Annotated in this window: 23 protein-coding genes and 1 pseudogene; 10 read left to right on the forward strand and 14 right to left on the reverse strand. The window is 63.1% G+C overall.

The annotated features are described in order from the left end of the window. Window positions 1-198 precede the first annotated feature (198 nt). The 4 genes from A9K68_RS00710 to A9K68_RS00725 all read right to left on the reverse strand — a co-directional run bounded on the left by A9K68_RS00710 (window position 199) and on the right by A9K68_RS00725 (window position 4,441). Window positions 199-1,197 (reverse strand): ABC transporter ATP-binding protein, encoded by a 999-nt coding sequence (locus A9K68_RS00710; protein WP_065005985.1) that lies wholly within the window; start codon window positions 1,195-1,197, stop codon window positions 199-201. Window positions 1,198-1,383: 186 nt separating this feature from the next. Beyond that, window positions 1,384-2,535: an ABC transporter substrate-binding protein gene (locus tag A9K68_RS00715; protein WP_065006143.1), complete on the reverse strand. Its 1,152-nt coding sequence runs from the start codon at window positions 2,533-2,535 to the stop codon at window positions 1,384-1,386. 126 nt (window positions 2,536-2,661) lie between these two features. Further along, a complete protein-coding gene (locus tag A9K68_RS00720; RefSeq protein WP_065005986.1) occupies window positions 2,662-3,588 on the reverse strand; it encodes a LysR substrate-binding domain-containing protein in 927 nt (308 codons plus the stop codon). A gap of 76 nt (window positions 3,589-3,664) precedes the next feature. Further along, entirely contained in the window at window positions 3,665-4,441 is a 777-nt protein-coding gene (locus A9K68_RS00725; protein WP_065005987.1) for a DeoR/GlpR family DNA-binding transcription regulator, read from the reverse strand. Between the two features lie 435 nt (window positions 4,442-4,876). On the opposite strand from A9K68_RS00725, the gene A9K68_RS00730 reads away from it, so the two are divergent. Next, on the forward strand, window positions 4,877-5,761 hold the full coding sequence (locus A9K68_RS00730) for a phosphotransferase family protein (protein ID WP_065005988.1): 885 nt from the start codon (window positions 4,877-4,879) through the stop codon (window positions 5,759-5,761). Next, the gene (locus tag A9K68_RS00735; protein WP_065005989.1) at window positions 5,758-8,211 is read left to right on the forward strand and encodes an FAD-dependent oxidoreductase; all 2,454 of its coding nucleotides are present in this window, start codon (window positions 5,758-5,760) and stop codon (window positions 8,209-8,211) included. The genes A9K68_RS00730 and A9K68_RS00735 overlap by 4 nt, the downstream gene beginning before the upstream one ends. 1 nt (window position 8,212) lies before the next feature. On the opposite strand, the pseudogene A9K68_RS00740 reads toward A9K68_RS00735, so the two are convergent. Continuing rightward, window positions 8,213-8,347: pseudogene (locus A9K68_RS00740) on the reverse strand (SAM-dependent methyltransferase); the annotation flags it as partial. Window positions 8,348-8,501: 154 nt separating this feature from the next. On the opposite strand from A9K68_RS00740, the gene A9K68_RS00745 reads away from it, so the two are divergent. Then, complete coding sequence (locus A9K68_RS00745) at window positions 8,502-9,497, forward strand: methyltransferase domain-containing protein (RefSeq protein ID WP_082982110.1); 996 nt, start codon at window positions 8,502-8,504, stop codon at window positions 9,495-9,497. Between the two features lie 263 nt (window positions 9,498-9,760). Here A9K68_RS00745 and A9K68_RS00750 read toward each other — a convergent pair whose 3' ends face one another. After that, window positions 9,761-10,393 carry a methyltransferase domain-containing protein gene (locus A9K68_RS00750; protein ID WP_065005991.1) on the reverse strand — a complete coding sequence of 211 codons (633 nt, stop codon included), beginning with the start codon at window positions 10,391-10,393 and terminating at the stop codon, window positions 9,761-9,763. 158 nt (window positions 10,394-10,551) lie between these two features. On the opposite strand from A9K68_RS00750, the gene A9K68_RS00755 reads away from it, so the two are divergent. Beyond that, window positions 10,552-11,454, forward strand: coding sequence for a phosphotransferase family protein (locus A9K68_RS00755; RefSeq protein WP_065006144.1), 903 nt, complete (start codon window positions 10,552-10,554; stop codon window positions 11,452-11,454). 121 nt (window positions 11,455-11,575) lie between these two features. Here the strand turns inward: A9K68_RS00755 and A9K68_RS00760 are convergent, their stop codons facing one another. The 4 genes from A9K68_RS00760 to ilvD all read right to left on the reverse strand — a co-directional run bounded on the left by A9K68_RS00760 (window position 11,576) and on the right by ilvD (window position 16,173). Continuing rightward, window positions 11,576-12,496, reverse strand: a complete 921-nt coding sequence (locus tag A9K68_RS00760; protein ID WP_065005992.1) for a DMT family transporter — start codon at window positions 12,494-12,496, stop codon at window positions 11,576-11,578. Between the two features lie 141 nt (window positions 12,497-12,637). Continuing rightward, complete coding sequence (locus A9K68_RS00765) at window positions 12,638-12,892, reverse strand: hypothetical protein (protein ID WP_065005993.1); 255 nt, start codon at window positions 12,890-12,892, stop codon at window positions 12,638-12,640. A 115-nt stretch (window positions 12,893-13,007) separates the two neighbouring features. Continuing rightward, window positions 13,008-14,300, reverse strand: coding sequence for an amidohydrolase family protein (locus A9K68_RS00770; RefSeq protein WP_065005994.1), 1,293 nt, complete (start codon window positions 14,298-14,300; stop codon window positions 13,008-13,010). Window positions 14,301-14,328: 28 nt separating this feature from the next. Further along, window positions 14,329-16,173 carry a dihydroxy-acid dehydratase gene (gene ilvD, locus A9K68_RS00775; protein WP_065005995.1) on the reverse strand — a complete coding sequence of 615 codons (1,845 nt, stop codon included), beginning with the start codon at window positions 16,171-16,173 and terminating at the stop codon, window positions 14,329-14,331. A gap of 272 nt (window positions 16,174-16,445) precedes the next feature. Here ilvD and A9K68_RS00780 point away from each other — a divergent pair, with 272 nt between their 5' ends. After that, entirely contained in the window at window positions 16,446-16,919 is a 474-nt protein-coding gene (locus A9K68_RS00780) for a VOC family protein (protein WP_065005996.1), read from the forward strand. A 43-nt stretch (window positions 16,920-16,962) separates the two neighbouring features. Here the strand turns inward: A9K68_RS00780 and A9K68_RS00785 are convergent, their stop codons facing one another. Next, window positions 16,963-18,555, reverse strand: coding sequence for a peptide chain release factor 3 (locus A9K68_RS00785; protein WP_065005997.1), 1,593 nt, complete (start codon window positions 18,553-18,555; stop codon window positions 16,963-16,965). A 134-nt stretch (window positions 18,556-18,689) separates the two neighbouring features. On the opposite strand from A9K68_RS00785, the gene A9K68_RS00790 reads away from it, so the two are divergent. Next, entirely contained in the window at window positions 18,690-19,766 is a 1,077-nt protein-coding gene (locus A9K68_RS00790) for an FAD-binding oxidoreductase (protein WP_065006145.1), read from the forward strand. Here A9K68_RS00790 and A9K68_RS00795 read toward each other — a convergent pair. From A9K68_RS00795 to A9K68_RS00805, 3 genes are all read right to left on the reverse strand, one after another. Next, a complete protein-coding gene (locus A9K68_RS00795) occupies window positions 19,760-21,133 on the reverse strand; it encodes an amidase (protein ID WP_065006146.1) in 1,374 nt (457 codons plus the stop codon). The two genes, A9K68_RS00790 and A9K68_RS00795, sit on opposite strands and share 7 nt — an antisense overlap. 169 nt (window positions 21,134-21,302) lie before the next feature. Then, window positions 21,303-22,103 (reverse strand): class II glutamine amidotransferase, encoded by an 801-nt coding sequence (locus A9K68_RS00800; protein ID WP_065005998.1) that lies wholly within the window; start codon window positions 22,101-22,103, stop codon window positions 21,303-21,305. Window positions 22,104-22,117: 14 nt separating this feature from the next. Then, the gene (locus A9K68_RS00805) at window positions 22,118-22,372 is read right to left on the reverse strand and encodes a DUF6356 family protein (protein ID WP_065005999.1); all 255 of its coding nucleotides are present in this window, start codon (window positions 22,370-22,372) and stop codon (window positions 22,118-22,120) included. A gap of 112 nt (window positions 22,373-22,484) precedes the next feature. Between A9K68_RS00805 and A9K68_RS00810 the strand changes: the two genes are divergently transcribed. From A9K68_RS00810 to A9K68_RS00825, 4 genes are all read left to right on the forward strand, one after another. Next, window positions 22,485-22,955, forward strand: a complete 471-nt coding sequence (locus A9K68_RS00810; RefSeq protein ID WP_065006000.1) for an Lrp/AsnC family transcriptional regulator — start codon at window positions 22,485-22,487, stop codon at window positions 22,953-22,955. A gap of 84 nt (window positions 22,956-23,039) precedes the next feature. Then, window positions 23,040-23,525: a dUTP diphosphatase gene (gene dut / locus A9K68_RS00815; protein ID WP_065006001.1), complete on the forward strand. Its 486-nt coding sequence runs from the start codon at window positions 23,040-23,042 to the stop codon at window positions 23,523-23,525. Between the two features lie 12 nt (window positions 23,526-23,537). Then, entirely contained in the window at window positions 23,538-24,245 is a 708-nt protein-coding gene (locus A9K68_RS00820) for an HAD family phosphatase (RefSeq protein ID WP_065006002.1), read from the forward strand. A gap of 34 nt (window positions 24,246-24,279) precedes the next feature. Beyond that, window positions 24,280-25,128, forward strand: coding sequence for a hypothetical protein (locus A9K68_RS00825; RefSeq protein WP_065006003.1), 849 nt, complete (start codon window positions 24,280-24,282; stop codon window positions 25,126-25,128). Window positions 25,129-25,175 lie beyond the last annotated feature (47 nt).

The following is a 25,175-nucleotide window of genomic DNA, read 5'->3' on the forward strand; positions in this document are numbered from 1 at the left end:
CTGTCCTGCCGGACATCTCCCCCACTTGGGGGGAGATTGGCAGCTTCGGCGTCTCGCTCATTCTTTCAGCGTAGGCGATTGGCGAAAGCCGGTGTGACGTCCGATCTCCCCCCTTGTGGGGGAGATGTCCGGCAGGACAGAGGGGGGCGCCGTGGAGCGCCTCACTTGACCCGTCAGCCAAGACTTTCCTCACCGCCATCATCCCGGCTCGTCCATCAAATGCAAATGGTCGCGGTTGAAGGTGAGCACGACTGCCTCACCTGCCTTCGGCAAGGCGGCACCGGCCGGCACGATGGCGTGCAGGCGCAAGCCGTCGACGTCGAGCGCCAGTCTGGTCGTGGCGCCGAGATAATTGGTCGAGACGAGACGAGCGGCAACGCCATCGCCCTTCGCCGCCCGGCCGATGCGAATGGATTCAGGGCGCAGGCTGCCCCAGCGATGCTGGCCGGAATAACGCTGGACGAAATCCGGCGGCAGCACATTGGACGAGCCGACGAAATCGGCGACGAAGCGCGTCTTCGGGCGCTGGTAGATGTCCTCCGGCGTGCCGATCTGCATGATCTTGCCGTCGTTGAAGACGGCGACGCGATCGGCCATCGACAGCGCCTCGCCCTGGTCGTGGGTGACGAAGACGAAGGTGATGCCGAGCGCCTTCTGCAGCGACTTCAGCTCCTCCTGCATGTTCTCGCGCAGTTTGAGGTCGAGCGCGCCAAGCGGCTCATCGAGCAGAAGCACCTTGGGCTGGTTGACCAGCGCGCGGGCGAGCGCGACGCGCTGGCGCTGTCCGCCAGAAAGCTGGCTGGGACGGCGGGCGCCGTAGCCGGGAAGCCGGACCAGCGAGAGCGCCTCCTCCGCCGCCTTCTGCCGCTCGGGCTTGCCGACGCCCTTGACCATCAGGCCGTAAGCGACGTTGTCGAGCACGTTCAGATGCGGGAACAGCGCGTAGTCCTGGAAGACGGTGTTGACGTTGCGGCGATAGGGCGGGACGCCTTCGGCGCGTTCGCCGAAAATGGAAATCGACCCCGATGTCGGCTGCTCGAAGCCGGCGATTAACCGCAGGCAGGTCGTCTTGCCGGAACCCGAAGGTCCAAGCATGGCGAAGAACTCGCCCGGCGCGATATCGAGGTCGACCACGTCGACGGCGCGCACGCTGCCGAAATGGCGCGAGACTCTGGCGAACGAAACGGCGGAGGTCATGGGCTGTCCCAGGCTGATCAAATTCAGGCGACGCCGCTGCCCCTCATCCGCCTGCCGGCACCTTCTCCCCGTATAGTGACGGAGAAGGGGCTAGCCGCAACGCTCGCGATCCCCCTCTCCCCGTTCTTCACGGGGAGAGGGTAAGGGTGAGGGCAGGGCTGCGCTCTCACAACGAGCGTGACGAACTCACCGCCCGCCGATGACGCCGATATAGTCCGACACCCAGCGATAGTAAGGCACGCACTGGTCCTGGGTGGCGCACTTCGACACCGGCGTCTTCCAGAACTTGATTTTTTCGAAGTTGCCGTAGCCGTTGGTCTTGCAGCCTTCATCGCCGAGCAATTCGTTGCCCTTGCAGGCAGCCGGCACCACCGGGAGCGAACCGAACCAGGCGGAGACATCGCCCTGCACTTTCGGCGACAGCGAGTGCTCCATCCACATATAGGCGCAGTTCGGGTGGGCTGCGTCGGCCGCCAACATGGTCGTGTCGGCCCAGCCGGTGACGCCTTCCTGGGGAATGGTCGAAGCGACGGGCTTCTTGGCGGCAATCAGCGTGTTGACCTGATAGGGCCATGAACCGGAGGCGACGACGCCTTCGTTCTGGAAGTCATCGACCTGAATGGCAGCGTCATGCCAGTAGCGTCCGACCAGCGTGCGTTGGACGCGCAGCAGATCGAGGGCGGCCTTGTACTGATCCTCGGTCAGCTCGTAGGGATCCTTGATGCCGAGCTCCGGCTTGTGGAACATCAGATAATTGGCAGCGTCGGCGATGTGAATCGGCCCGTCATAGGCCTGGACGCGGCCCTTGTTCGACTTGCCGTCAGGCAAGGTCATCTCCTCGAAGACGACGTTCCAGCTCTTCGGCGCTTCCTTGAACACCTCCGTGTTGTACATCAGCACATTCGGTCCCCACTGGTAGGGGGCCCCGTAGTGGACGCCGCCAACCGTGAACCACGGCGCATCCTTCAGCCGGTCGTCGACCGTGCTCCAGCTCGGGATGAGATCGGTGTTGATCGGCTGGACCCGCTTGCCGGCGACGAGGCGCAGCGAAGCGTCGCCCGAGGCGGTGACGAGGTCGAAGCCGCCCTCATTCATCAGCGCGACCATCTCGTCGGAGGTGTTGGCGGTCTTGATGTTGACCTTGCAGCCTGTGTTCTTCTCGAAAGACGTGACCCAATTATAGTTCTTGTCGGTTTCGCCGCGTTCGATGTAACCAGGCCAGGCGACAATGTTGACCTGGCCTTCGCCCTTGCCGAGTTCCTTGACTTGGGCGATCGCCTGGCCGGAGAAGGCCAGCGCGACCGTCAATGCAGTGCACGACTTCAGGAACGAGTTCATCATCGATCTCCCATTTGAGGGGCCGCACTCTCGCGGCGGCTTTGGTCCCTGATTGTGAAAGTGCTGTGAAATTTCCGGTTTCGCAAATTCATTTATCAGAAAGGCGATATCGGTTTTTCCGATAGATTAACGACCAATCTTCTCCGGCCGCTGACGGACCATGCGCTGCGACTGTGCAAGCCCGATGAAGTCGCGCGCGGCCTGGGGCAGGCCGGAGCCGCGCCGCCAGACGGTGCCGACCTGAACAACCGGCAAGGAGCCCGAAATATCGCGCGATTCGATGCGGTCGCCTTCGAGCGACCATGGCCGGTAGACGAGGTCGGGCAGCAGCGCCACGCCGGCGCCGGTAGCGACGAGGCTGCGCACCGCTTCGACCGAGCGGGTGCGGAAGGCGACGTGCGGCTTAGCGCCGATCGCCGCCAGCAGTTTTCCGGTATTCTCCTCGATCTCGTCGACGGTCAGCATGATCAGCGGCTCCGAGGCGATATCGCCAATGCCGATGATGTCGGCGCCAGACAGCGGATGGCCAAGCGGCAGCCATAGCCGATAGGCCGAGACTTCGAGAATTTCGGACTGCAGGGCGGTGCGGTCGCGCAGGTTCGAGGTGACCATGACGGCGATGTCGAGCTTGCCGCCGATCAGCAGATGTTCGAGGTAATCGCCATTGTCCTCGATGGCCGAAATCTCAACGCCCGGATAGGCGCGGCGATAGCGGGCGAGAAGGTCCGACAGCACATAGCCGGCGACCAGCGAAGTGACACCGAGTTGCAGCCGGCCGCCCGCCGCCGCTTGCTCGCCGAAGAAGGCGCGGCGCGCGTCGGAAACGTCGGCAAGTATCTTTGTCGCGTGGCGCAGGAACTGATGGCCCTTGTGGGTGATGTTCAGGCCGCGCGGATGGCGCTCGAACAGTTCGACGCCGAGATCGCCTTCGAGCTCCTTGATCGCCTCGGTGACCGACGATTGCGAGATGGACAGATTCTGCGCAGCACCCGACACCGTGCCTTGCTCGGCGACGGCGATGAAGAATTGCAATTGGCGGATTGTGAAGGCCATCGCCGAACTAAACACCGGGACGGCAAGGAAGAAAAGCCGCCGATCTCAGGCTCACCGCTTTACTGCTCTGGCCAGGTCAGGTCCCGCTATCGTCACCGGCAATGCTGAGCCGTGCGCCCGCTTGCCCAAGGGCGGAGGCGATGGCGCGCGGCGGCGGCCGATCGGTGACGAGTTCGGAAAAACCGTCGAGGCCGCAGACCTGGACGAGGCCTTGGCGGCCGAACTTGGTGTGGTCGGTGATGACGAGCGAGCGCTGGCCGCGCGACAGCACCATGCGGGCGAATTCCGCCTCTTCCAGATCATAGTCCATCACGCCCGTGACGGCATCGACCGCACCGGTGGAGATCACCGCATGGCTGACGGAAAAGCGGCTGACGAATTCGATGGCCGAGACGCCGAAGGCGGCGCCCGAATCGCTGCGCAGTTCGCCGCCGGCCATATAGACCTTGTTGCCGTTGACGGTGGCCAGCGTGCGGGCGATATCCGAAGAGTTGGTGACCACCGTCAACCGCCGGTGGCCGAGCAGCTCGCGGGCTAGGAAAGATGTGGTGGTGCCGGTGTCGAGCATGATCGATTCGCCGTCGCGGATGGTTGCGGCAACCATGCGGGCAATGGCGCGCTTGGCATCGGCATTCTCGCGCATGCGCCGCTCGAATGGCGCCTCGCCGGCCATCGACGGCAGGCCGACGGCGCCATGCATCTTCAGGATCGAACCGTCAGTGGTCAGCGGCTTGACGTCGCGGCGCACGGTCTCCAGCGAGACGCCCAGCCGGTCGGCCAGGCTGGCGATGGTGACGGTGCCCTCTTCCTGCAGGAGACGCAGGATTTCGCCATGCCGCTTCGAATGGATCATTGGGTTCGCCCAATCGGGTTGTTGCGCTGCTGACCGGTTCTAACGCAAATCGGCCACAGTTTATAAGGAATCCTAAAGGATTCGGGCAAGAAGGCAGAAAAAGCCACAAGTTTTCGTTGACAGGCCGGATCACATGGCGTGACACTGGCTCGTGACAGGCTCGGAACTGCCACGGGAGAACGATGGCAGAGCCGCACCAAATTTCGCCTGCCCGAACGTCTGGAAAATCGTCTGACGTAAGGGAAAAGGACTGTTTCGAATCCGCGGGGGCGGATGCCGGTGTCGAAGAACCCGGCACAGGGGCTCGTCGGTGCGGTGCGGGATACCGATCCTGGCATCCCGCACCGACGAGATTTTCGCATTGCCCCCTCCTGCCGGCCGCCATCTTTGTCTCGCCCGCGGCGTCTTGAACCCCGCCCAACGAGGGATGAACCTGTGACCGCCGAGGACCGCATCCGCGCCCTGCCCTGCTGGACCGGCAGCATCGAGATCGCGCCGCTGCCGGGCGGCCTGAGCAACGCCAACTATCTGGTCAAGGACGGAGCTGGGCGGCATGTCGTGCGCTTTGGCCAGGACTTTCCATTCCATCACGTCTTTCGCGAGCGCGAGGTGATGACCGCGCGCGCGGCGCACGCCGCCGGCTTCGCGCCTGCAGTCCACCATTCCGAGCCCGGGATCTTGGTGACGGAATTTCTCGGCGCCAAGACCTATGTCGCGGAAGACGTACGCGCCAATATCGGCCGCGTCGCCGCCCTGATGCGCGGCTTCCATCGGGAGATGCCCAATCATGTCTCCGGCGCCGGCTTCATGTTCTGGGTGTTCCATGTCATCCGCGACTATGCGCGCACGCTGGAGGAAGCCGGCAGCCGCATGCGAAGCGAGTTGCCGCGGCTGCTGACGCTAGCGGACGAACTCGAACGGGCGCAGAAACTGCTGCCGATCGTCTTTGGCCACAACGATCTCTTGCCGGCAAATATTCTCGACGACGGCCATAGACTGTGGCTGATCGACTTTGAATATGCCGGCTTCAACACGGCGATGTTCGACCTCGCCGGCGTCGCCTCGAACGCCAGCATGAACGACGAGGAGTCCTTCGCCTTCCTGACTGCCTATTTCATGAAGGAGCCGGACGAGGCGATCCGCCGCTCGCATGCGGCCATGCAATGCGCATCGCTGCTGCGCGAGGCGATGTGGAGCATGGTTTCCGAACTTTATCTCGACGCGCCCGGCATCGACTACGTTGCCTATACCGACGAAAACCTGACGCGGCTCGATGCCGCGCTGGAAAACTACCGAACGAAATACGGACAGAAATCATGACATTGCCCGCTCACGCCGAGATCGTCGTCATCGGCGGCGGCATCATCGGCTGTTCAACGGCCTATCATCTGGCGCGTGACCACAAGGCCGATGTCGTGCTTTTGGAACAGGGCAAACTGACTTCGGGCTCCACATGGCATGCGGCGGGGCTGGTCGGCCAGTTGCGGTCTTCGGCCTCTATCACCGGCGTGCTCAAATATTCGGTCGATCTCTACAAGGGGCTGGAAGCCGAAACCGGGCTGGCCACCGGCTGGAAGATGACCGGGTGCCTCAGGCTCGCTACCAATGCCGACCGCTGGATCGAGTATAAGAGGCTGGCGACGACGGCGAAAAGCTTCGGCATGGATATGCAGTTGCTGTCACCGGCCGAGGTCAAGACAATGTGGCCTCTGCTGGAGGCCAGCGATCTCGTCGGCGCCAGTTGGCTGCCGACCGACGGGCAGGCAAGCCCTTCCGACATCACGCAATCGCTGGCCAAAGGCGCGCGCATGCATGGCGCCAGACTGTTCGAGGATGTCCGCGTTACCGGCTTCGACATGAAGGATGGCCGCATCACCGCGGTAAAGACCAACAAGGGCGATATCGCCTGCGGCAAGGTGGTGAACTGCGCCGGGCAATGGGCGCGGCAGGTAGGCGCCCTTGCCGGCATCAACGTGCCGCTGCAGCCGGTGAAGCACCAGTATATCGTCACCGAAAGAATAGACGGGTTGGCGACCGATGCGCCGACGATCCGCGACCCCGACCGCCGCATTTATTTCAAGGAGGAGGTCGGCGGGCTGGTGATGGGCGGCTATGAGCCGAACCCGCAAGCCTGGACGACCGATCTTCCCGGCGGCGATGTCCCTGATGACTGGGAGTTCCGGCTGTTCGACGACGATTATGATCATTTCGAGCAGCATATGAACCAAGCGATCGCGCGGGTTCCGGCGCTCGAAAACGTCGGCGTCAAGCAGATGATCAACGGGCCGGAGAGTTTTACGCCGGACGGCAATTTCATTCTCGGCGTGGCGCCCGAATGCGTCAACATGTTCGTCGGCGCCGGCTTCAACGCCTTCGGCATCGCGGCGGGCGGCGGCGCCGGCTGGGTGCTGGCGCAATGGGCGGTCGACGGCGAGGCGCCGCTCGATCTGTGGGTGGTCGATATCAGACGCTTTTCCGACCTGCACCGCGACCGGCAATGGGTCCGCGACCGCACGCTGGAAGCCTATGGCAAGCACTACACGATCGGCTTCCCGCATGAGGAGTATGTCACGGGCCGGCCGCGGATCGTGTCGCCGCTCTATGAACGGCTGCAAAAGCACCGCGCCGTGTTCGGCTCCAAACTCGGTTGGGAGCGGCCGAACTGGTTTGCGCCCGAAGGCGTCGAGCCGAAGGACATCTATTCGATGGGCCGGCAAAACTGGTTCGCGCCGGTCGGCGACGAGCACCGGCACGTGCGCGAGAACGTCGGTATCTTCGACCAGTCGTCCTTCGCCAAATACGAAATGACCGGTGCGGATGCGCTGAAGGCGCTCGACTGGATCTGCGCCAACGACGTCGCCAAGCCGGTCGGCCGGCTCACCTACACGCAGCTTCTCAACACGCGCGGCGGTATCGAGGCCGACTTGACCGTGGCGCGGCTCGGCGAAGAACGATTCTTCGTCGTCACCGGCACCGGTTTTAGGACGCATGATTTCTCGTGGATCGGCGACCATGTCGGCAACGAGCTCGACGTGACGCTCACCGATGTCACCGAGGATTTCGGCACGCTTTCGCTGATGGGGCCGCGCGCCCGCGACGTGCTGGCTGCGGTGACCGATGCGGACGTGTCGAACACCGCTTTCCCGTTCGGACATGTGCGGGAAATCTCCATCGCCGGCCACACAGTTCGGGCGCTGCGCGTCACCTATGTCGGCGAGCTCGGCTGGGAGCTGCATGTGCCGATCGCGGCGACGGGCGAAATCTTCGACGCGCTGATGGCGGCGGGCGAGAAGCACGGCATTCGCCCGGTCGGCTACCGGGCGCTGGAATCGCTGCGGTTGGAAAAAGCCTACCGCGCCTGGGGCTCCGACATCACGCCCAATGACACGCCGCAGGAGGCCGGCCTCGGCTGGGCGGTGAAACTCAGAAAGAACACGGATTTCCTTGGCAGGCGGGCTCTGGAAAGCATCAGCGGCGGCACACCGAAAAAACGCTTTGCCGGCTTCACGGTCGCAGATTGCGAGATCGTGCTGCTCGGGCGCGAAACGATCCTGCGCAATAACGAGCCGGTCGGCTACCTGACCAGCGGCGGCTATGGCTACACGGTCGGCAAGAACATCGGCTACGGCTATGTGCGCAACGCCGATGGCGTCAGCGACGATTTCCTCACCTCCGGCGACTACGAGCTGGTGGTGGCGATGGAGCGGACGCCGGCAAAAATCCATCTCGAGCCGCTTTACGATCCGGCGGGAGCAAGAATCAGAGCCTAGATCAGCTCACGCGCAGAACGAGGCCGCGGCTCGGCACGGTGTACGCCTCGCCCGGCATGGAGACATAGGGCGACGTCTCCTCGGCACGCGTGACGACGCGCTTCGTCTCGAGGTCGGCGATCCGCGCGGCAAAACCGGCGCCTATAAGCACTGAGCTTGAGTCCGTACGTCAGATCGAGAACCGCTCTAGGGTTACTGAGACAACACGCTATTCACTTTTCCTGAAACTTGTCTAGCGTTTCACCTGGATTCTACACGTTCGAGACTGTCTTTCTATGACGAGGCACAATATGCAAATAAACGAAATCAAGGAGAAAAAGCAGAAGATTATCGAAAGGTTCGGCCCCTGGACGGCAGGTTCCATCCATCTGGCCGATCAAATTGACACGTTCGATGAGCCGCACTGGGACGCCCGATTGAGGCGCTTCGTGCAGATCGCTGCAGATCTTGCGGGGAAGCCGTTGGAGAAGCTTCGCGTTCTGGACCTGGCGTGTCTCGAGGGGCAATACGGGATCGAGTTCGCGCTCCATGGGGCCGATGTGCTCGCCATCGAGGGTCGGGAGGCGAACCTTGAGAAGGTGCACTTCGCTAAGGAAGTACTCTCCCTGGACAACCTCGAACTCGCCCTAAATGACGTGCGCAACCTCGACGAGGAGCGCCATGGTCGTTTCGATGTTGTTCTATGTTTGGGGATCCTTTACCACTTGGATGCTCCGGACGTCATGGACTTCGTGGAGAGAATCTCGAAGGTTTGCGGAAAGATATCAATAATCGATACCCATATCAGCCTCAGCGACGAAGCGTCGTACACTTGGAAGGGGAAGACCTACTGGGGCAGGTATGGCAAGGAACACGATACTGATGCGACCTCCGAGGAGAAGCTGGCAGCGCTCTGGAACTCGCTCGACAACCCGAAGGCCTTCCTCTTCACGCGTGCATCGCTCTGCAACCTACTCCGACACGTGGGCTTCACGTCCGTCTACGAGTGCTTGAACCCGTACGAGTATCATAATCCCAACTGGCCGCTGGCTGCAGAAGGGGACAGGCATGTCGTCTGGAGGGATCGCATCACCCTGGTTGCTATCAAAGGGCGGAGTCAGCCACTGCTCTCCTCGCCCATTACGGACGCATCGCCCGAGATCGATCGCCCCGAAAGGCCAGAGTATATCGAGCAGCTCCCGTGCATTACCGGAGTGTCGCGCAGAAGGTCGAGAGGTCTGCGGTCGCGATTGAGCAGGTTCCTGCCCGGCCCTGTGAAGGCAGTGCTGAGGAGGATAATCCAATGAAATGTCGGACAGACGCCGGCGTTGACGCACCTTCACCGACGGCTGCAAGCCGCCTGACTTCCCCGGAGGCGTAAAGGAGGTCGGCTCTTGGGCACTTTTGATACTGCTGGCGAAGTCGGAAATAAGCCCAGTTCGGGGGCAACATGTTGCTTGTAAACTCGGGCTGTCAATTGTCTAGCCGCGGCCAAATTGGCTTCGCCAGCAGTATCACTTTTGGTGTCATCGAGCGCACGGGAACCTTAACGAGGGGAATGGAAGAATGATCAGTTCACGCGCAGAACGAGGCCGCGGCTCGGCACGGTGTCCGCCTCGCCCGGCATGGAGACATAGGGCGACGTCTCCTCGGCACGTGTGACGACGCCCTTCGCATCGAGGTCGGCGATCCGCGCGGCAAAACCCGCATCCCACAGCGTGTTCTTGACCGTCAGCACGATTATCCCGCCCGGCCGGCAAATGCGGATCAGTTCGTCGAGCCCCTCGGCGCCGACATGGCCCGAGGTGAAGACGCCGGCCGATATGATCCCGGCATAGGCATTATCGGCGAAAGGCAGCGGGCCGCCGAGCGCCAGGCAGTGAAGCGCCGAATAGACGCCCTTGCGCTCCGCTTTGGCCAGCATGCCCGCCGAGATGTCGAGTGCCTCGACCTGCGGATAGCCGGCGATCTTCAGCCACTCGCCGATGAGCCCGGTGCCGGCACCGGCATCGAGGAGCGGTGCCGCGCCGCGCGGCAAGTGGCGGGCAAGCAGGGCGAGGCAGATGGTCGGATGGCGATAACCGACCGCCGACATGTCGGCGTCGTAGGTGTCGGACCAGCGGTCGTAGAGCGTCGCCACTTCTTCAGGCCGCTTCGCTGCATAGGCCGCGGCGAGCGCGCCTTCATTTTTCCTGTCCGCCATCGCAGTCCCGTCCGCAAAATCAAAGTGCAGCAGCGTCCTTCCGCGTCCGACAGGACCGTGCGGCGCTGGAGTGAATCGCATGCCGCTGATGATAGCCAAACGGCGAAATTTGTGGAACCGTCGTGGCCACAAATAAAGACGCGAAGAGGGCGGAAGCGATGGTGGACGAGGAAGCACGTGCGGCGCTTGCAGCCATTCCGGGGCTGGCCGGTTACGAGGGACCCTTGGAGCGGCTTGGCGGTCTCACCAACCTCGTCTTCAGGGCTGGAGATGTCTGCCTGCGGATTCCCGGCAAAGGCACCGAGGAGTATATCAACCGCGCCAACGAGGCGGTGGCGGCGCGGGAAGCCGCCAAGGCCGGCGTCAGCCCCGAGCTGCTGCATGTCGACGGCGAAACAGGTGTGATGGTGACGCGCTTCATCGCCGGCGCCGAGACGATGTCGCCGGAAAAATTCAAGACCCGGCCGGGCAGTCCGGCGCGCGCCGGCAAGGCCTTCCGCAGATTGCATACATCCGGCGCGGTGTTTCCCTTCCGCTTCGAGCTGTTTGCGATGATCGACGACTATCTGAAGGTGTTGTCGACCAAGGACGTCGCCCTGCCTGCCGGTTACCACGACGTCGTTATCGAGGCGGAAACCGTGCGCTCGGCGCTTGCCGCGCATCCCCTGCCTCTCGTCGCCTGCCACTGCGATCCGCTGTGCGAAAACTTCCTCGATACGGGCGACAGGATGTGGATCGTCGACTGGGAATATTCCGGCATGAACGACCCGCTTTGGGATCTCGGCGACCTCAGCGTCGAAGGACAGTTTGATACGGCGCAGGAGGAAGAGATGATGGGCGCCTATTTCGGTGGCGAGCCAACGCCGGCGGAGCGCGGCCGCATCGTCATCTACAAGGCGATGTGCGATCTCTTGTGGACGCTGTGGGGGCTGATTCAGCTCGCCAACAGCAATCCGGCCGACGATTTCCGCGCCTATGCCGACGGTCGCTTTTCGCGCTGCAGGGCGCTGATGGAGACGACCGACTTCTCAAGGCATCTGGCGGCGGTGCGCGTGGGTTAGGCGCCAGAAATCTGGAACCTTAAAGCACGCCACGTGATGGGATTCACGCGGTGTGCTTTAAGTTCTTGTTTTTATGGATGTCGTGGCCCCAAAACCGCTGCGCACTTTTGGGCGACATGCATTAGTTGACGCCTTTCGGCACGTTTTCCGGCGGCACAGTGTCGACCACCTTCTGGCGATGGAAGATGAACAGGCCGGCCAGCACGATAATGCCCGAGCCGATCAGGATGCGCGGCCCGGGCATGTCGCCGAAGAAGGCCAGCCCGAAGATGACGGCCCACAGCAGCAGGCTGTAATGCAGGGGCGCCAGCGTCGAGGCGGGGGCCAGCTTCAGCGCCCTGGTGATCATCAGATGCGCACCGCAGGAGACGATGCCAAGAAGCAGCATGGCGCCGAAATCGAGCGAGGACGGCGTCTGCCAGTTGCCGATGGTGAGAAACCCGCCGACCAGCAATGTGCCGATGGTTTGCCACGTAACCAACGAGGTGTCGCTGGTGCCGCGCAACCGCCGGTTGAGGATGATGGCGAAGGCGAATGAAATGCTTCCGGCCAGCGCGAAGGTCGACGACAGCGAAAACGCGGCCGAGGACGGTTTGAGCATTATCAGCACGCCGCAGAAGCCGACCAGGATCGCCATCCAGCGGCGCCAGCCGACCTTTTCACCGAGCAACAGGTGCGACAGCGCCGCCACGTAGATCGGTCCGGCCATGTAGAAGCTCATGACGTCGGCGAGCGGCAGATAGACGACGGCGGCGTAGAACAGCGCCGTGTCGAGGGTCGTCATGACGACGCGCAAGACCTGCAGTTCCAGGCGCTCCATGCGGAACAGCCTGGCCGTACCTTGACGCGCGATCATCGGGCCGAGCACGAAAAAAGCGCCGATGGAACGGATCAGGATGACCTGGCCGACGGAAAAGCTGGCGACCAGCCATTTGCCCATCGCATCGTTCAACGCAAACAGGAAATCGCCGGCCAGCATCAGCAGAATGCCGGCCAAAAGCACGTTCCTGATCGTCGAATTCTGGGCTGGTGGCTGTGCCATGCCGATATCGCTTCCTCCCGCATGAAAGCTCGGTAAGCAGCGTCGTAGACGCAAGCAGCCGCTTTGACGAGCGGAAATCGGGAACCCCGGCCGGACCAGCGACTGGAAATCGGCTGGGCCTGTACGGAAGATCGGAACGGCTTACTTTGGCCGTGGCCGAACGATGACCGGACGATAGATCACCGGCCGGTCCCAGGGATCGAAAACCGACACACTTCTCAACTCAGCGCGGCGCGCCAGATCGATGCGCTGCAGACATTCGGCGAAGGCATCATTCTTCCTGACGAAGCCATAGGACCGGCATTTCGCCTCGTCCGCGGCACGACGGTCTTCGGCCGTCATGCAACCTGCACAGGTCGCCGCCAACGCGACCACCATCGCCGTCTTGTGCCACATCGTGTCCTCCTCACCATAAAAGTTGAGACTGACTGTAGACTTAAGATCAGGACCTATCAATCTGATCGACGTGTGCGGCCTGATGCAGGCTCAAACATCTTATCGGGCCTGCCAATTATTGGTCGTGAAGTGGGCGGCGATGCCTGCGGTTCACTGTTCCCGGCCGTCCGGCGATCGAAAGCCGCGTTTCCTGCCTGGCCCGCTCGGCCACCACCTTGCCCCTGGCGATGACGCAGAGGCGCTCGGGGCGCAGGCGCAAGGCCTCGACCGGATCGCCGGCATCGAGCACGACGAGGCTGGCGCGCTTGCCAACCGCCAGGCCGAGATGGTCGAGGCCCATGATGGCGGCGTTGACGTTGGTGACCATGTCGAAGCAGCGCGCCATGTCGGCCGGGCTCGACATCTGGGCGACGTGAAGGCCCATGAAGGCGACGTCGAGCATGTCGGCGGTGCCCAGCGAATACCAGGGGTCGAGCACGCAATCCTGTCCCCAGCCGACGCGGATGCCGTGGGCAAGCATTTCCTTGACCCGCGTCAGGCCGCGGCGTTTGGGGAATGTGTCGTGGCGGCCCTGCAGCATGATGTTGATCAGCGGATTGGGGATCGCCGAGACGCCTGCCTCGGCGATCAGCGGCAACAGCTTCGAGACATAGTAATTGTCCATCGAGTGCATCGAAGTGAGATGCGAGCCGGCGACCCTGCCCTGCAAGCCGAGGCGTTGCGTCTCATAGGCTAGTTGTTCGATATGGCGCGACAGCGGATCATCGGTCTCGTCGCAATGCAGGTCGACCATCAGGCCGCGCTTTGCCGCGATTTCGCACAGTTCCGTCACCGAACGCGTGCCATCGGCCATGGTGCGCTCGAAATGTGGAATGCCGCCGACGATGTCTACACCCATGTCGAGCGCCCGGATGGTGTTATCGCGCGCCGTCGGCGAGCGATAAAACCCATCCTGCGGGAAGGCGACCAGTTGCAGGTCGATATAGGGCGCGACCGTCTTCTTCACATCGAGCAGGGCTTCGACCGCCAGCAGCCTGGTATCGCAGACATCGACATGGGTACGGATGGCGAGCAGGCCCATGGACACCGCCCAGTCGCAATAGGCGAGCGCGCGCTCGCGCACCGCTTCGTGCGTCAACAGCGGCTTCAGTTCGCCCCACAGCGAAATGCCTTCCAGCAGTGTGCCCGACGCGTTGATGCGCGGGATGCCCAGCGAGAGCGTGGCGTCCATGTGAAAATGCGGATCCACGAAAGGCGGCGAGACCAGATTGCCATGGGCGTCGATCGCCGTGCCCGCGGTAACGTTCAGCTCGGGCTCGATGGCCGCGATCGTCTCGCCGATGATGCCGATATCGGCGATCGTGCCGTCGGGCAGCATGCCGCCGCGGACGATAAGATCAAAAGTCATCTGTCGTCATCCCTTTGAAGAAGCCGACCTATTCCGGCACATACCTTACCGCACCCTTGGCAGCACTGGTCGCCATTGACGCATAGGCGCGCAAAGCCATCGTCACCTTGCGCTTGCGCTTTTCCTCTGGCTTCCAGGCGGCGGCTCCCTTGGCCTCCATCGCTGCGCGGCGGGCGGCCAGTTCGGCATCGTCGACGGCAAGCCGGATGGTGCGGTTCGGGATATCGATCTCGATCGTGTCGCCCTCATGCACCAGCCCGATCAGCCCGCCTTCCGCCGCCTCGGGAGAGGCATGGCCGATCGACAGGCCGGAGGTGCCGCCGGAAAAGCGGCCATCGGTGACCAGCGCGCAAGCTTTGCCGAGGCCCTTCGATTTCAAATAGCTGGTCGGGTAGAGCATTTCCTGCATGCCGGGGCCGCCGCGTGGCCCTTCGTAGCGGATAACAACGACATCGCCGGCCTTGACCTCGTTGGACAGGATCGCCTTGACGCTGGCGTCCTGGCTTTCGAACACCCTGGCCGGGCCGGTGAATTTCAGGATCGATTCATCGACGCCGGCGGTCTTGACGATGCAGCCGTCCAGCGCAAGGTTGCCCTTCAGCACAGCAAGGCCACCGTCCTTGGAAAAAGGATGTTGGGCCGAGCGGATGACCCCCTTCTCCCGGTCGAGATCGAGTTCGTCCCAGCGGCGATCCTGGCTAAAGGCGACCTGCGTCGGCACGCCGCCCGGGGCCGCCAGAAAGAAGTCGCGGACATTCTGGCTTGACGTGCGCGAGATATCCCAATGGTCGAGCGCTTCGCCGAGCGTTCGCGTATGTACGGTCGGCAGGTCGCGGTTGATCAGTCCGGCGTTATCGAGCTGACCGAGGATCGCCATGATCCCGCCGGCGCGGTGGACGTCTTCCATGTGCACATCCGCCTTGGCGGGGGCAACCTTGCATAACACCGGCACCTTGCGTGACAGTGCGTCAATGTCGTCCTGATCAAAATCGATCTCGCCTTCATGCGCGGCAGCCAGGATGTGTAGCACGGTGTTGGTCGAGCCGCCCATGGCGATGTCGAGCGTCATGGCGTTCTCGAAGGCGCCTTTCGAGGCGATGCTGCGCGGCAGCGCGGTGGCGTCGTCCTGCTCGTAGTAGCGCTGGGCGAGATCGACGATCAGATGGCCGGCCTCGACGAACAGCCGCTTGCGGTGGGCATGGGTGGCCAGCGTCGAGCCGTTGCCGGGCAGCGAAAGCCCGAGCGCCTCGGTCAGGCAGTTCATCGAATTGGCGGTGAACATGCCTGAGCAGGAGCCGCAGGTCGGGCAGGCCGAGCGCTCGATGGTCTTGACGTCCGCGTCGGAGACCTTGTCGTCAGCAGCCGCGACCATGGCATCGACGAGATCGAGCGCCTGCGCCTTGCCGGCGAGCACCACCTTGCCGGCTTCCATCGGCCCGCCGGAGACGAAGACGGTCGGGATGTTGAGACGCAGCGACGCCATCAGCATGCCCGGCGTGATCTTGTCGCAATTGGAGATGCAGACCATCGCGTCGGCACAGTGGGCATTGACCATGTACTCGACCGAGTCGGCGATGAGCTCGCGCGACGGCAGCGAATAGAGCATGCCGTCATGACCCATGGCGATGCCGTCGTCGACAGCGATGGTGTTGAACTCCTTGGCGACGCCGCCGGCCTTTTCGATCTCGCGGGCGACCAGCTGGCCGAGATCCTTGAGATGGACGTGGCCCGGCACGAACTGGGTGAAGGAATTGACCACCGCGATGATCGGCTTGCCGAAATCGGAATCCTTCATACCGGTGGCGCGCCACAGACCGCGGGCGCCGGCCATGTTGCGGCCATGGGTGGTGGTGCGGGAGCGATAGGCGGGCATAGACTGTCCTTGCTGTCTGCGCCGCGCCCGGACAGGCGCGGAAAACCGGAATTGAGCGGCGTTATATACGCCGCGGTCTGGTCTGGCCACGGTTTTGCGATGCGCCGGGATCTTGCGCCAAGACGGTAAGCCGGCCGAGGCAGTAAAAAAGTCAGAGGTGCTGTCGGATCATGTTTTGCCCGAGCGTCCTTGGGCAGACGGCGCGGACGGGCATCAATCGCCAGCCGGCCGTTTTACGAGTGACAACAAAAACCAGCCCGAGGAGCAAGCAAATGCAAAAGATCACCCCCTGCCTGTGGTTCGACGACCAGGCCGAGGAGGCCATGAACCATTACATCTCCATCTTCAAGAACTCGAAGGTGCTAAGCGTGATGCGCTGGCCCAAGGGCAGCGGCGATCGTGAGGGCAAAGTGCTGGTAACCAATTTCGAGCTCGACGGCGTTCAGTTCCAGGCGCTCAACGGCGGGCCGCAATTCAAGTTCACCGAGGCAGTCTCGCTGTCCATCGACTGCAAGACGCAGGAGGAGGTCGACTATTTCTGGGACAGGCTCATCGAGGGCGGTGGCGAGCCCAGCCAGTGCAGCTGGCTGAAGGACAAATTCGGCGTCTCCTGGCAGGTGGTTCCCGAGCAGTTGCCGAGGCTGCTGCAGGACCCCGACACGGAAAAGGCCGGCCGTGTCATGCAGGCGATGATGCAGATGACCAAAATCGACATCGCCAAGATCGAAGAGGCGGCCAGGGGGTGATCGAACGCGCTCGTTCCCTTCTCCAGTGGGGAAGGGACGCAGCTCAAGCCGCCTTGTCGCGGACCTGGTAATCCTTGACCGCGGCGAAGCGGATCGCTTTCCAGCGCTCGGCCTCGTAGTTGAGCGAAAAGGCGTGCTGGGCCAGGAACACCGGGTCGTTGTCGAGATCGCGGGCAATGTCGCCGCGATGCGCCTCGATGAAGCGATGCACCTCGGCCTTGTCGTCAGCCGATATCCAGCGGCAGACGGAAAAGCGCGACATCTCGAAATCCACGGGCAGCGTGTATTCGAAGTTCAGCCGCTCCTTCAGCACGTCGAGCTGCAGTGCACCGACAACGCCGACGATGGCCGGTGAACCATCCTCCGGCGAGAACAGTTGTACGACGCCTTCCTCGGCCATCTGGTGCAGCGCTTCCTTCAGCTTCTTGGCCTTCATCGCGTCGCCGAGGCGAACCCGGCGCAGGATTTCCGGCGCGAAGTTCGGCACGCCGCGAAACAGGATCTCCTCGCCCTCGGTCAGCGTGTCGCCGATGCGCAGCGTGCCGTGATTGGGGATCCCGACGACGTCGCCGGCGAAAGCCTCGTCGGCGGTGACGCGGGTGCGAGCGAAGAAGAATTGCGGCGCCGACAGGCTCATCGGTTTTCCCGTGCGCACCAGCTTGGCCTTCATGCCGCGCTCGAGCTTGCCCGAGCAGACGCGGACGAAGGCGATGCGGTCGCGGTGGTTGGGATCCATGTTGGCCTGAATCTTGAAGACGAACGACGTCATCTTGTCCTCGGTCGCCTCGACCTTGCGGGTATCTGCCTCCTGCGCGCGCGGCGGCGGCCCGTAGGCGCCAAGCGCCTCGATCAGGTCGCGCACACCGTAATTGCGCAGCGCCGAACCGAAATAGACCGGTGTCAAATGACCCTCGCGGAAGGAATCGATGTCGAGCGGACGGCAGGCTTCGCGCGCCAGCTCCAGCTCCTCGATAAAGCCTTCGCGCTCGTTTTCCGGCAACAGGCCGGCGACGCGGTTGGAATCGGGACCGTTGACCGGCGTGCGGTCCTTCTCGGCGTCGCCCTTGCGTACCGCGTTCAGCGCCAGATGATAGGTACCGGAAAAGGTTTTGCCGCGGCCGATCGGCCAGGTGATCGGCGCGGTGTCCAGCGCCAGCTTCTGCTCGATCTCGTCGAGGATTTCGAACGGGTCGCGGCTTTCGCGGTCCATCTTGTTGACGAAGGTGATGATCGGGATGTCGCGCAGCCGGCAGACCTCGAACAGTTTCAGCGTGCGCGGCTCGATACCCTTGGCGGCGTCGATGACCATGACCGCCGCATCGACTGCCGACAGCGTGCGATAGGTATCGTCGGCGAAATCCTCGTGGCCGGGCGTGTCGAGCAGGTTGAAGACGTTGTCCTCATACTCGAAGGTCATCACCGAGGTGACGACCGAAATGCCGCGCTCGCGCTCGATCTTCATCCAGTCCGACCGGGTCTGGATGCGATCCTTCTTGGCCTTGACCTCGCCGGCAAGCTGGATGGCGCCGCCGAACAAAAGCAGCTTTTCGGTCAGCGTCGTCTTGCCGGCGTCCGGATGCGCGATGATCGCGAAAGTGCGGCGGCGCTCCACCGCGTTCGTGATGTCTTCAGCCAATTTATGGAATCCCATGGTGCGCGGGCTTCTAGCAGCGCTTTTGCAGCCTGTCGAACAATTTTGGGCGGATGGCCGGTCTTGAGATAGGGTCGCCGCAACGACATCAGAAGACCCGATTCGACAAAGGATCATCCATGAGCGCAGCCAAGCAAGTCATCGTCGTCGGCGCCGGCATCATCGGCGCGTCTGTCGCCTGGCATCTGGCGAAGGCCGGCGCGAACGTAACGGTGGTTGCCGACAGCGGCGCCGGCGGCGTCGCCACGCCGAATTCCTTTTCCTGGATCAATGCCAGTTGGGGCAATCCAGAGCCGTATTTCCGGCTGCGTACCCGTTCGATGGCCGAATGGACGCGGCTTGCGCATGACGTGCCCGGCATTCCGTTGGAATGGTGCGGCGGCCTGTGCTGGGACCTGCCGCCAGCCGAGTTGGAAGCCTATGCAGTCGAGCATTCTGCCTGGGGCTACGGCATCGAGCGCGTCGACCGCATGGGAGCCGAACGTATAGAGCCCAATTTGACCAAGCTTCCCGATTTCGCCCTTCACGTGGCAGAGGAGGGCGTCGCCGAGCCGGTCGCGGCCACGCAGGCGCTGCTGGTGGATGCCGAGCAGCGCGGCCTGCGGGTGATGGGCGGAACGGCCGTGACCGCGTTGGTGCAGACCAATGGCAGGATTACCGGCGTGGATTTGTCAGGCGGACGGATCGCTGCCGACGAGGTGGTGATCGCAGCGGGCGCCGGCTCTCCGGCAATTGCGGCGACGGCCAGGTTAAAACTGCCGATCGAGACGCCGCCCGGCCTGATCGTCCATTCACGCCCCTACGAAAAGCTGCTCAACGGCCTGGTGATCGGCGATCGGCTGCACATGCGCCAGACTGCCGAGGGCCGCATCATCGCCGGTTCGGATTTCGGCGGCGCCGATCCGGGAATGGATGCCGCAGCCACCGGTCGCGAGCTGTTTGCGGCGATGAAGAGCATGCTGCGCGACGCCGACCGGCTGGAACTGGATTTCCACTCCGTCGGCTATCGGCCGACGCCGATCGACGGCTTTCCGATCATCGGACGGGCTGAAGGCCTGAGCGGCCTTTATGTCGCGGTCATGCATTCCGGCATCACACTGGCCCCAGCTGTCGGCCTGTTCGCCGCCCGGGAAATCCTCGACGACGCGCGCGACCCGCTACTTGAGCCGTATGGGCTGACGCGGTTTGCTCAATAGCCGCGCGGACGGCGAAAACCGCCGCTCAGCAGCGCTATTGCCCTGGCGACGCCGAGCAGCCGCGCTTCCGACCAGCGGCGGCCGACCAGTTGCAGGCCGATGGGCAGGCCGTCGCGGTCCTGCCCGCAGGGCATCGACAGTGCCGGCTGGCCGCTGTAGTTGAACACTGCGCCATAGGCCGGCAGCATCCAGTAGCTCTGCTCCCTGTCATCGACTTTGACCGGTGTTCCCGGCTCACAATGCGGGAAGGCCGTGGTCATGGCGACGGGGCAAAGCAAGACATCGCAACCTTCGAAAAAACGGTGCCAGGCAAGAATTGACTGGTCGCGGCGGGCGAGCGCCTCGAACCAGCGCGAGACCGGCGCCAGTTCTTCTGGCGGCTCCGGCTGCGCAGCCTCCAGCATCATGCCGATCAGCGCGCCGCCTTGCCTCAGATCGTCATGCAGGTCGAGCGTCGGCAGTCTTGCTTCCTCGACGGCTGCCCCCGCAGACTTGAGTTGCTCGGCCAGACTTTCGACCGCGGCCCTGATCTCGCCGGCCACCGGAAAACCCGGAAAGGCCGGCGCGAAAGCGATGCGCAAGGTCTTGAGATCAACCTCTGGCATGTCCTCGACCGGAACCGGCGCAAGATCTGTGTCGCTGCCATCCGGCCCTGCTATGATCCCCAGGATCAGCGCCAGATCTTCGACGTTGCGGGCCAGCGGACCGATACAGGACATCAGCCGCACGCTTCGCGGCGCACCGGTGGGATCGGGAAAGGCGCCGGCCAGGGAGACGCGGTGCTCGGTCGGCTTGAGGCCGTAGACGCCGCAAAAGGCTGCGGGCAGGCGGATCGAATCCTGCATGTCGGTGCCGATCTCGAATGGTGTCATGCCGGTGCTGAGCGCTGCCGCGGCGCCGCCGCTGGAGCCGCCGGCGGTGCGCGATAGATCCCAGGGATTACTGGTGCGGCCAAACAGCGGATTATTCGACTGCCAGTCGCCCAGCATCGTTGCGACATTTGTCTTGCCGACCAGCACGCCGCCGGCCGCCTTCAACCTGAGAACGACCGGGCTGTCTTTTCTCGCCACATAGTCGGCAAAAGCCGGGAAGCCGACCGTGGTCTTTATGCCTGCCGTTTCGTGCGTGTCCTTCAGCGTGAACGGCACACCGTGCAGCGGCCCGACAGCGTCGCCGCGCGCCTGGGCTTCGTCGGCTTTCTTCGCTCGAGCGCGAGCCCCTTCCCTGTCGAGCGTGACGACGGCGTTGACCGCCTCATTTTGCTTGTCGATCTCAGCCAAATGCGCGTCCAGCGCTTCCACGGCGGAAATCTTGCGGTCGCGGATCGCGGCAGCCAATTCTCTGGTGGAGGAAAAGACGAGATCCATGACCAATGCTCCGGCTTGCTAGCGGCGCCAGCCTCACCAAATGGCGGGCTACGGCGCGTCTTCAAGCCGAGTTCACCATTCCAGAACAGGCGGTGCTTGATCGGAATTGCGCTGCGAGGGTCTGCTGAGGTCGGCGCCGTCCTGCGATATTGCCGCGATAGCGAGGGATCTACACGGCCAGCGCCAGTCTTACCGGCTCCGGCGCGAACGGGCGAATGGTCATGCCGTCTCTGGTGATGGTGACGAAGCTAGAGGGCGGGATCGGCTGCCAGTCGCCGCCATCACGGTCGAAAGGCTCCGACATAAGGCATCGCCCGCCGCCATTGCCGAAGACGGAGGTGTAGAGCGTCGGCGCGTGGGCATCGGTCGCATAGCGCATCGCATGGAGCGATTCGCCGTCCGACAAGGCGGCGGTAAGTCTCAGCGCCGGTTCGAAGCCGGCCCGGCGCGAGGCGTCCATAACGCGGCTGGTGGCGCGGAGAACAGCGCCCTCCGCATCACCCGACAGCCCTTCGTCGATCATCAGGAGAAAGAAGAGTTCGGAATCGGTGGTGCCTTCGCGCTGGGCGAAGACCGCGTCAGAGAGCGAATTTTCCAGCGCGCGGCGGATTGTTTCGAAGCCGCCGATCCGGCCGTTGTGCATGAACGACCAGCGGCCGGCAGTGAAGGGATGACAGTTCATGCGGCTGGTGGCGCCGCCGGTCGAGGCGCGCACATGGGCAAGGAACAGGCTGGACCTGATCTGGCGACACAGGCTCTTCAGATTGGGATCGGACCAGGCCGGCAGGATGTCGCGATAGAGACCCGGTTCGGGCCGGTCGCCGTACCAGGCGAGGCCAAAGCCATCGCCATTGGTCGGCGACTTGGCTTCCTGGGCGCAATGACTCTGGGCGATAAGCGAATGGCAGGGCGCCGTGACGATGTCTTCGAGGAAAACCGCTTCGCCAAGATAGGCCGCCCAGCGGCACATCGCTTAATCTTCCCTCAGGCGCGATCCATGAAAGCCGCAGGCTCCTTGATCGCGTGTGTGCCTCTGTTGTGCGTGCGCTCATAGAGCTCGCGAACGATTCGGCTGGCCGTGGTCTCAAACAGAAACGGCAAGAAAGCGTGAATGAGCGCGGCGAAGGCTGCCATGAACAGGCGCGAGCAGAACCACGCCGCGAAGGCCATATGGCTGAAATAGGTCTCGCCCACCTTGGCCGGGTGCGAGGTAAAGAGCCGTGCAAGCCGTATCGTCATGGTGCCCTCCTACCGGGAAAAGCCCCGATGCTGAGTATTCTGGCACGAGCTTTTGGTTCATTGGTCCCAAAACATCCTTGTATTTTGCCAATCATTGGGACAAGCATCCCACATGCCGCTGGAAATCGATGAGATCGACCGAAGATTGCTGGCCGAGCTGCAACGCGACGGTACACTGTCGGTCGACCAACTGTCGGAAAGGGTGTCGCTGTCGCGCAACGCCTGCTGGCGCCGGGTCAAGCGGCTGGAAGAAGACGGCGTGATTACCGGCCGGGTGGCGCTGGTCGATGCGGACAAGCTCGGCCTCGGCCTTTCGGTGTTCGTCCTGATCCGGACCTCCAATCACGATCCGAACTGGCTGCAAAAATTCAGGGCGGCAGTCACCGGTTTTCCCGAGATCACCGGCGTCTACCGGATGTCCGGCGACCTCGATTATGTGCTGCGTGCCCGCGTCGCCGACGTGAAGGCGTATGACCGGCTCTATCAGCGACTGATCGCCAAGGTGGCGCTGTCGGATGTTTCGGCCTCCTTCGTCATGGAGGAGATCAAGGAAACGACGGTCGTTCCCGTAGAACTGCGCTGAAGTGGAACTGCGCTGAAAGAAAGCCGTTGATAGCATTGCCGCCGAGTTGACCGAATCGGCGTTGGTAGCGATAGGATCAGCCTCATGCGCGCAGCCCTCTACACTTCCTCCGTCATCGGTCCGGCCGTCGGCTTCGTCAGGCTGCCGCATGGCGAGGGCCTGCCGCTTCCCGCCTATGAAAGCCCGGGCGCCGCCGGCATGGATCTGCGCGCCGCGGTGCCGGACGACCGGCCGCTGCTGATCCTGCCGGGAAAACGCGCTCTGGTGCCGACCGGACTGATCCTGGAGATCCCGGAGGGCGTGGAAGGTCAGGTCCGGCCGCGCTCGGGCCTCGCCTTCAAGCATGGCCTCACCTGTCTCAACACGCCGGGCACCATTGACAGCGACTATCGCGGCGAGGTCAAGGTGCTGCTGATCAATCTCGGCGACGAAGATTTCGCAGTTACGCGCGGCATGCGGATCGCCCAGATTGTCTTTGCGTCCGTGATGCAGGCGACGGTCGAGGAGCGCACATTGGCCGGCGGCACGGCGCGCGGCTCGGGCGGCTTCGGATCGACCGGCACGGCCTGATGAGCATAGTGAATGAGAATACCCAAACTCGTCATCTTCGATTGCGACGGGGTTCTGGTCGACACCGAGAACCTGGCCAATCGACGCCTCGCCGAATGGCTCAGCACTGCCGGCTACCCGGCCAGCTTCGAATATTGCCGTAAGAATTTCTCCGGCCGCTCCATGGTATCGGTGCAAAAGGAGGTCGAGGCGACCGGCGTGAGCCTCGGCGCCGATTTCGTCGAGCGTTGGAACGCCGGCCTGCCGGACCTGTTCGCGCATGGCGTCGAAGCCGTCCCCTATGTCAAGGAGTTCATCGAAGCCGTGCACGCTGCCGGCATCGCAACTTGCGTCGCTTCATCGGCACGGGTTTCGAAAATGCACATCACGCTCGGCCAGACCGGGCTGCTGCAGCTGTTCGAGCATGCGCTGTTCAGCTCGACCATGGTTTCGCGCGGCAAGCCGTTTCCCGACCTGTTCCTGCATGCTGCAGGCACGATGGGCTTCGCGCCCGCCGATTGCATCGTCATCGAGGACAGCGTCGCCGGGACGTTGGCCGGCATTGCCGCCGGCATGCGCGTATTTTCCTACTACGGCGACCCGCATTCCGACCGCGATGGCCTGACCGAGGCCGGCGGCATCCTGTTCGACGACATGCGCGAACTTGCCGGGCTGGTGCCGATCCACCGATCTGATCTTCAGGCTTCCCATCCGGCTGGATGCCTCGGTCGTCCGTGCTAGTTTGCGAACGTTCGACAGTGGGAGGCGCCAGCATATGAATTCCATCCTGCTTCGCTTCATTCTCGCCTGTTTGCTGCTGCCGTGCCTGTGGACTGCGGCCGGCGCCCAAGGCGTCAGTTTCCCGGACCTTGGCAGCGCCGTTCCCGGCCACAAAGACACGATCTATCTCGACCTCGCCAGGATGGTCATTCCCGATCTGGCGGCGGACAAGGACGGCTTCTATCGGGGCTCCATGCCGATCGAGATGCGCCATATCGAGGGTCCGGATAGCGGTGGCTCGCCACCCGTAACGTCGGGCTTTTCTGATGCTGGCGTGCTCCAGATCAAGGCAGGCGGCAAGAATCGGCTGGCCATGCTGTTCGACCTCGGGAGCTCCTCCGACAGCGCCGAGGGTTTTGCGGTGCTGGCGCTCTACGATCTTGCCAGCAGGCCGAGACTGCTCGACGCTGTCAATGTCGCCGTCGACCGGAGCACCTATTTCCGCGATCCGGGCAAGCTGCCGATCGGGCCCAGCGATGACGCCATCATCACCCTGAGCACGCATTTCAATTCGAGCCAGGGCTATGTGAGCACGCCGCTGATCCTGGTCCGCGACGACAGGTTCGAACTGATCGACGTGATCTACACGTTCGACGAGTCACTGTGCGCCTACAAGCGCACGCAGGAGGTGGCGTTTCAGACCATTGCGGGCGGCCAGCCCTATGCGGCCATCAAGGCGACGGTGACCGATGCCACCGTGCCGAATGGCGAAAGCTGCGACGAACCGGCGCCCGAGCCTTCCTCGCGCGACATCTCCGTCACCTACCATTGGGACGGCACCGCATACGTCAAGGGGTCCGACGCACTGGATAAATTGGCAGGAGAGAACGCCAATCGTTTCTGAGCCAATCGCATTCGTTTGCCCGGCGGGCAGTGGCGGGATAAAATGCG

This window comes from Mesorhizobium sp. AA22 (assembly GCF_001672375.2).
Lineage (GTDB): Bacteria > Pseudomonadota > Alphaproteobacteria > Rhizobiales > Rhizobiaceae > Mesorhizobium > Mesorhizobium wenxiniae.

Coding starts and splice junctions, on each gene's coding strand:
- A9K68_RS00725 (WP_065005987.1), bottom strand. CDS start 4,441: ATGATCCATTCGAAGCGGCATGGCGAAATCCTGCGTCTCCTGCAGGAA.
- A9K68_RS00825 (WP_065006003.1), top strand. CDS start 24,280: ATGAATTCCATCCTGCTTCGCTTCATTCTCGCCTGTTTGCTGCTGCCG.
- A9K68_RS00755 (WP_065006144.1), top strand. CDS start 10,552: ATGGTGGACGAGGAAGCACGTGCGGCGCTTGCAGCCATTCCGGGGCTG.
- A9K68_RS00795 (WP_065006146.1), bottom strand. CDS start 21,133: ATGGATCTCGTCTTTTCCTCCACCAGAGAATTGGCTGCCGCGATCCGC.
- A9K68_RS00820 (WP_065006002.1), top strand. CDS start 23,538: ATGAGAATACCCAAACTCGTCATCTTCGATTGCGACGGGGTTCTGGTC.
- A9K68_RS00770 (WP_065005994.1), bottom strand. CDS start 14,300: ATGACTTTTGATCTTATCGTCCGCGGCGGCATGCTGCCCGACGGCACG.
- A9K68_RS00790 (WP_065006145.1), top strand. CDS start 18,690: ATGAGCGCAGCCAAGCAAGTCATCGTCGTCGGCGCCGGCATCATCGGC.
- A9K68_RS00735 (WP_065005989.1), top strand. CDS start 5,758: ATGACATTGCCCGCTCACGCCGAGATCGTCGTCATCGGCGGCGGCATC.
- A9K68_RS00765 (WP_065005993.1), bottom strand. CDS start 12,892: ATGTGGCACAAGACGGCGATGGTGGTCGCGTTGGCGGCGACCTGTGCA.
- A9K68_RS00750 (WP_065005991.1), bottom strand. CDS start 10,393: ATGGCGGACAGGAAAAATGAAGGCGCGCTCGCCGCGGCCTATGCAGCG.
- A9K68_RS00720 (WP_065005986.1), bottom strand. CDS start 3,588: ATGGCCTTCACAATCCGCCAATTGCAATTCTTCATCGCCGTCGCCGAG.
- ilvD (WP_065005995.1), bottom strand. CDS start 16,173: ATGCCCGCCTATCGCTCCCGCACCACCACCCATGGCCGCAACATGGCC.
- A9K68_RS00800 (WP_065005998.1), bottom strand. CDS start 22,103: ATGTGCCGCTGGGCGGCCTATCTTGGCGAAGCGGTTTTCCTCGAAGAC.
- A9K68_RS00760 (WP_065005992.1), bottom strand. CDS start 12,496: ATGGCACAGCCACCAGCCCAGAATTCGACGATCAGGAACGTGCTTTTG.
- dut (WP_065006001.1), top strand. CDS start 23,040: ATGCGCGCAGCCCTCTACACTTCCTCCGTCATCGGTCCGGCCGTCGGC.
- A9K68_RS00780 (WP_065005996.1), top strand. CDS start 16,446: ATGCAAAAGATCACCCCCTGCCTGTGGTTCGACGACCAGGCCGAGGAG.
- A9K68_RS00745 (WP_082982110.1), top strand. CDS start 8,502: ATGCAAATAAACGAAATCAAGGAGAAAAAGCAGAAGATTATCGAAAGG.
- A9K68_RS00810 (WP_065006000.1), top strand. CDS start 22,485: ATGCCGCTGGAAATCGATGAGATCGACCGAAGATTGCTGGCCGAGCTG.
- A9K68_RS00710 (WP_065005985.1), bottom strand. CDS start 1,197: ATGACCTCCGCCGTTTCGTTCGCCAGAGTCTCGCGCCATTTCGGCAGC.
- A9K68_RS00715 (WP_065006143.1), bottom strand. CDS start 2,535: ATGAACTCGTTCCTGAAGTCGTGCACTGCATTGACGGTCGCGCTGGCC.
- A9K68_RS00805 (WP_065005999.1), bottom strand. CDS start 22,372: ATGACGATACGGCTTGCACGGCTCTTTACCTCGCACCCGGCCAAGGTG.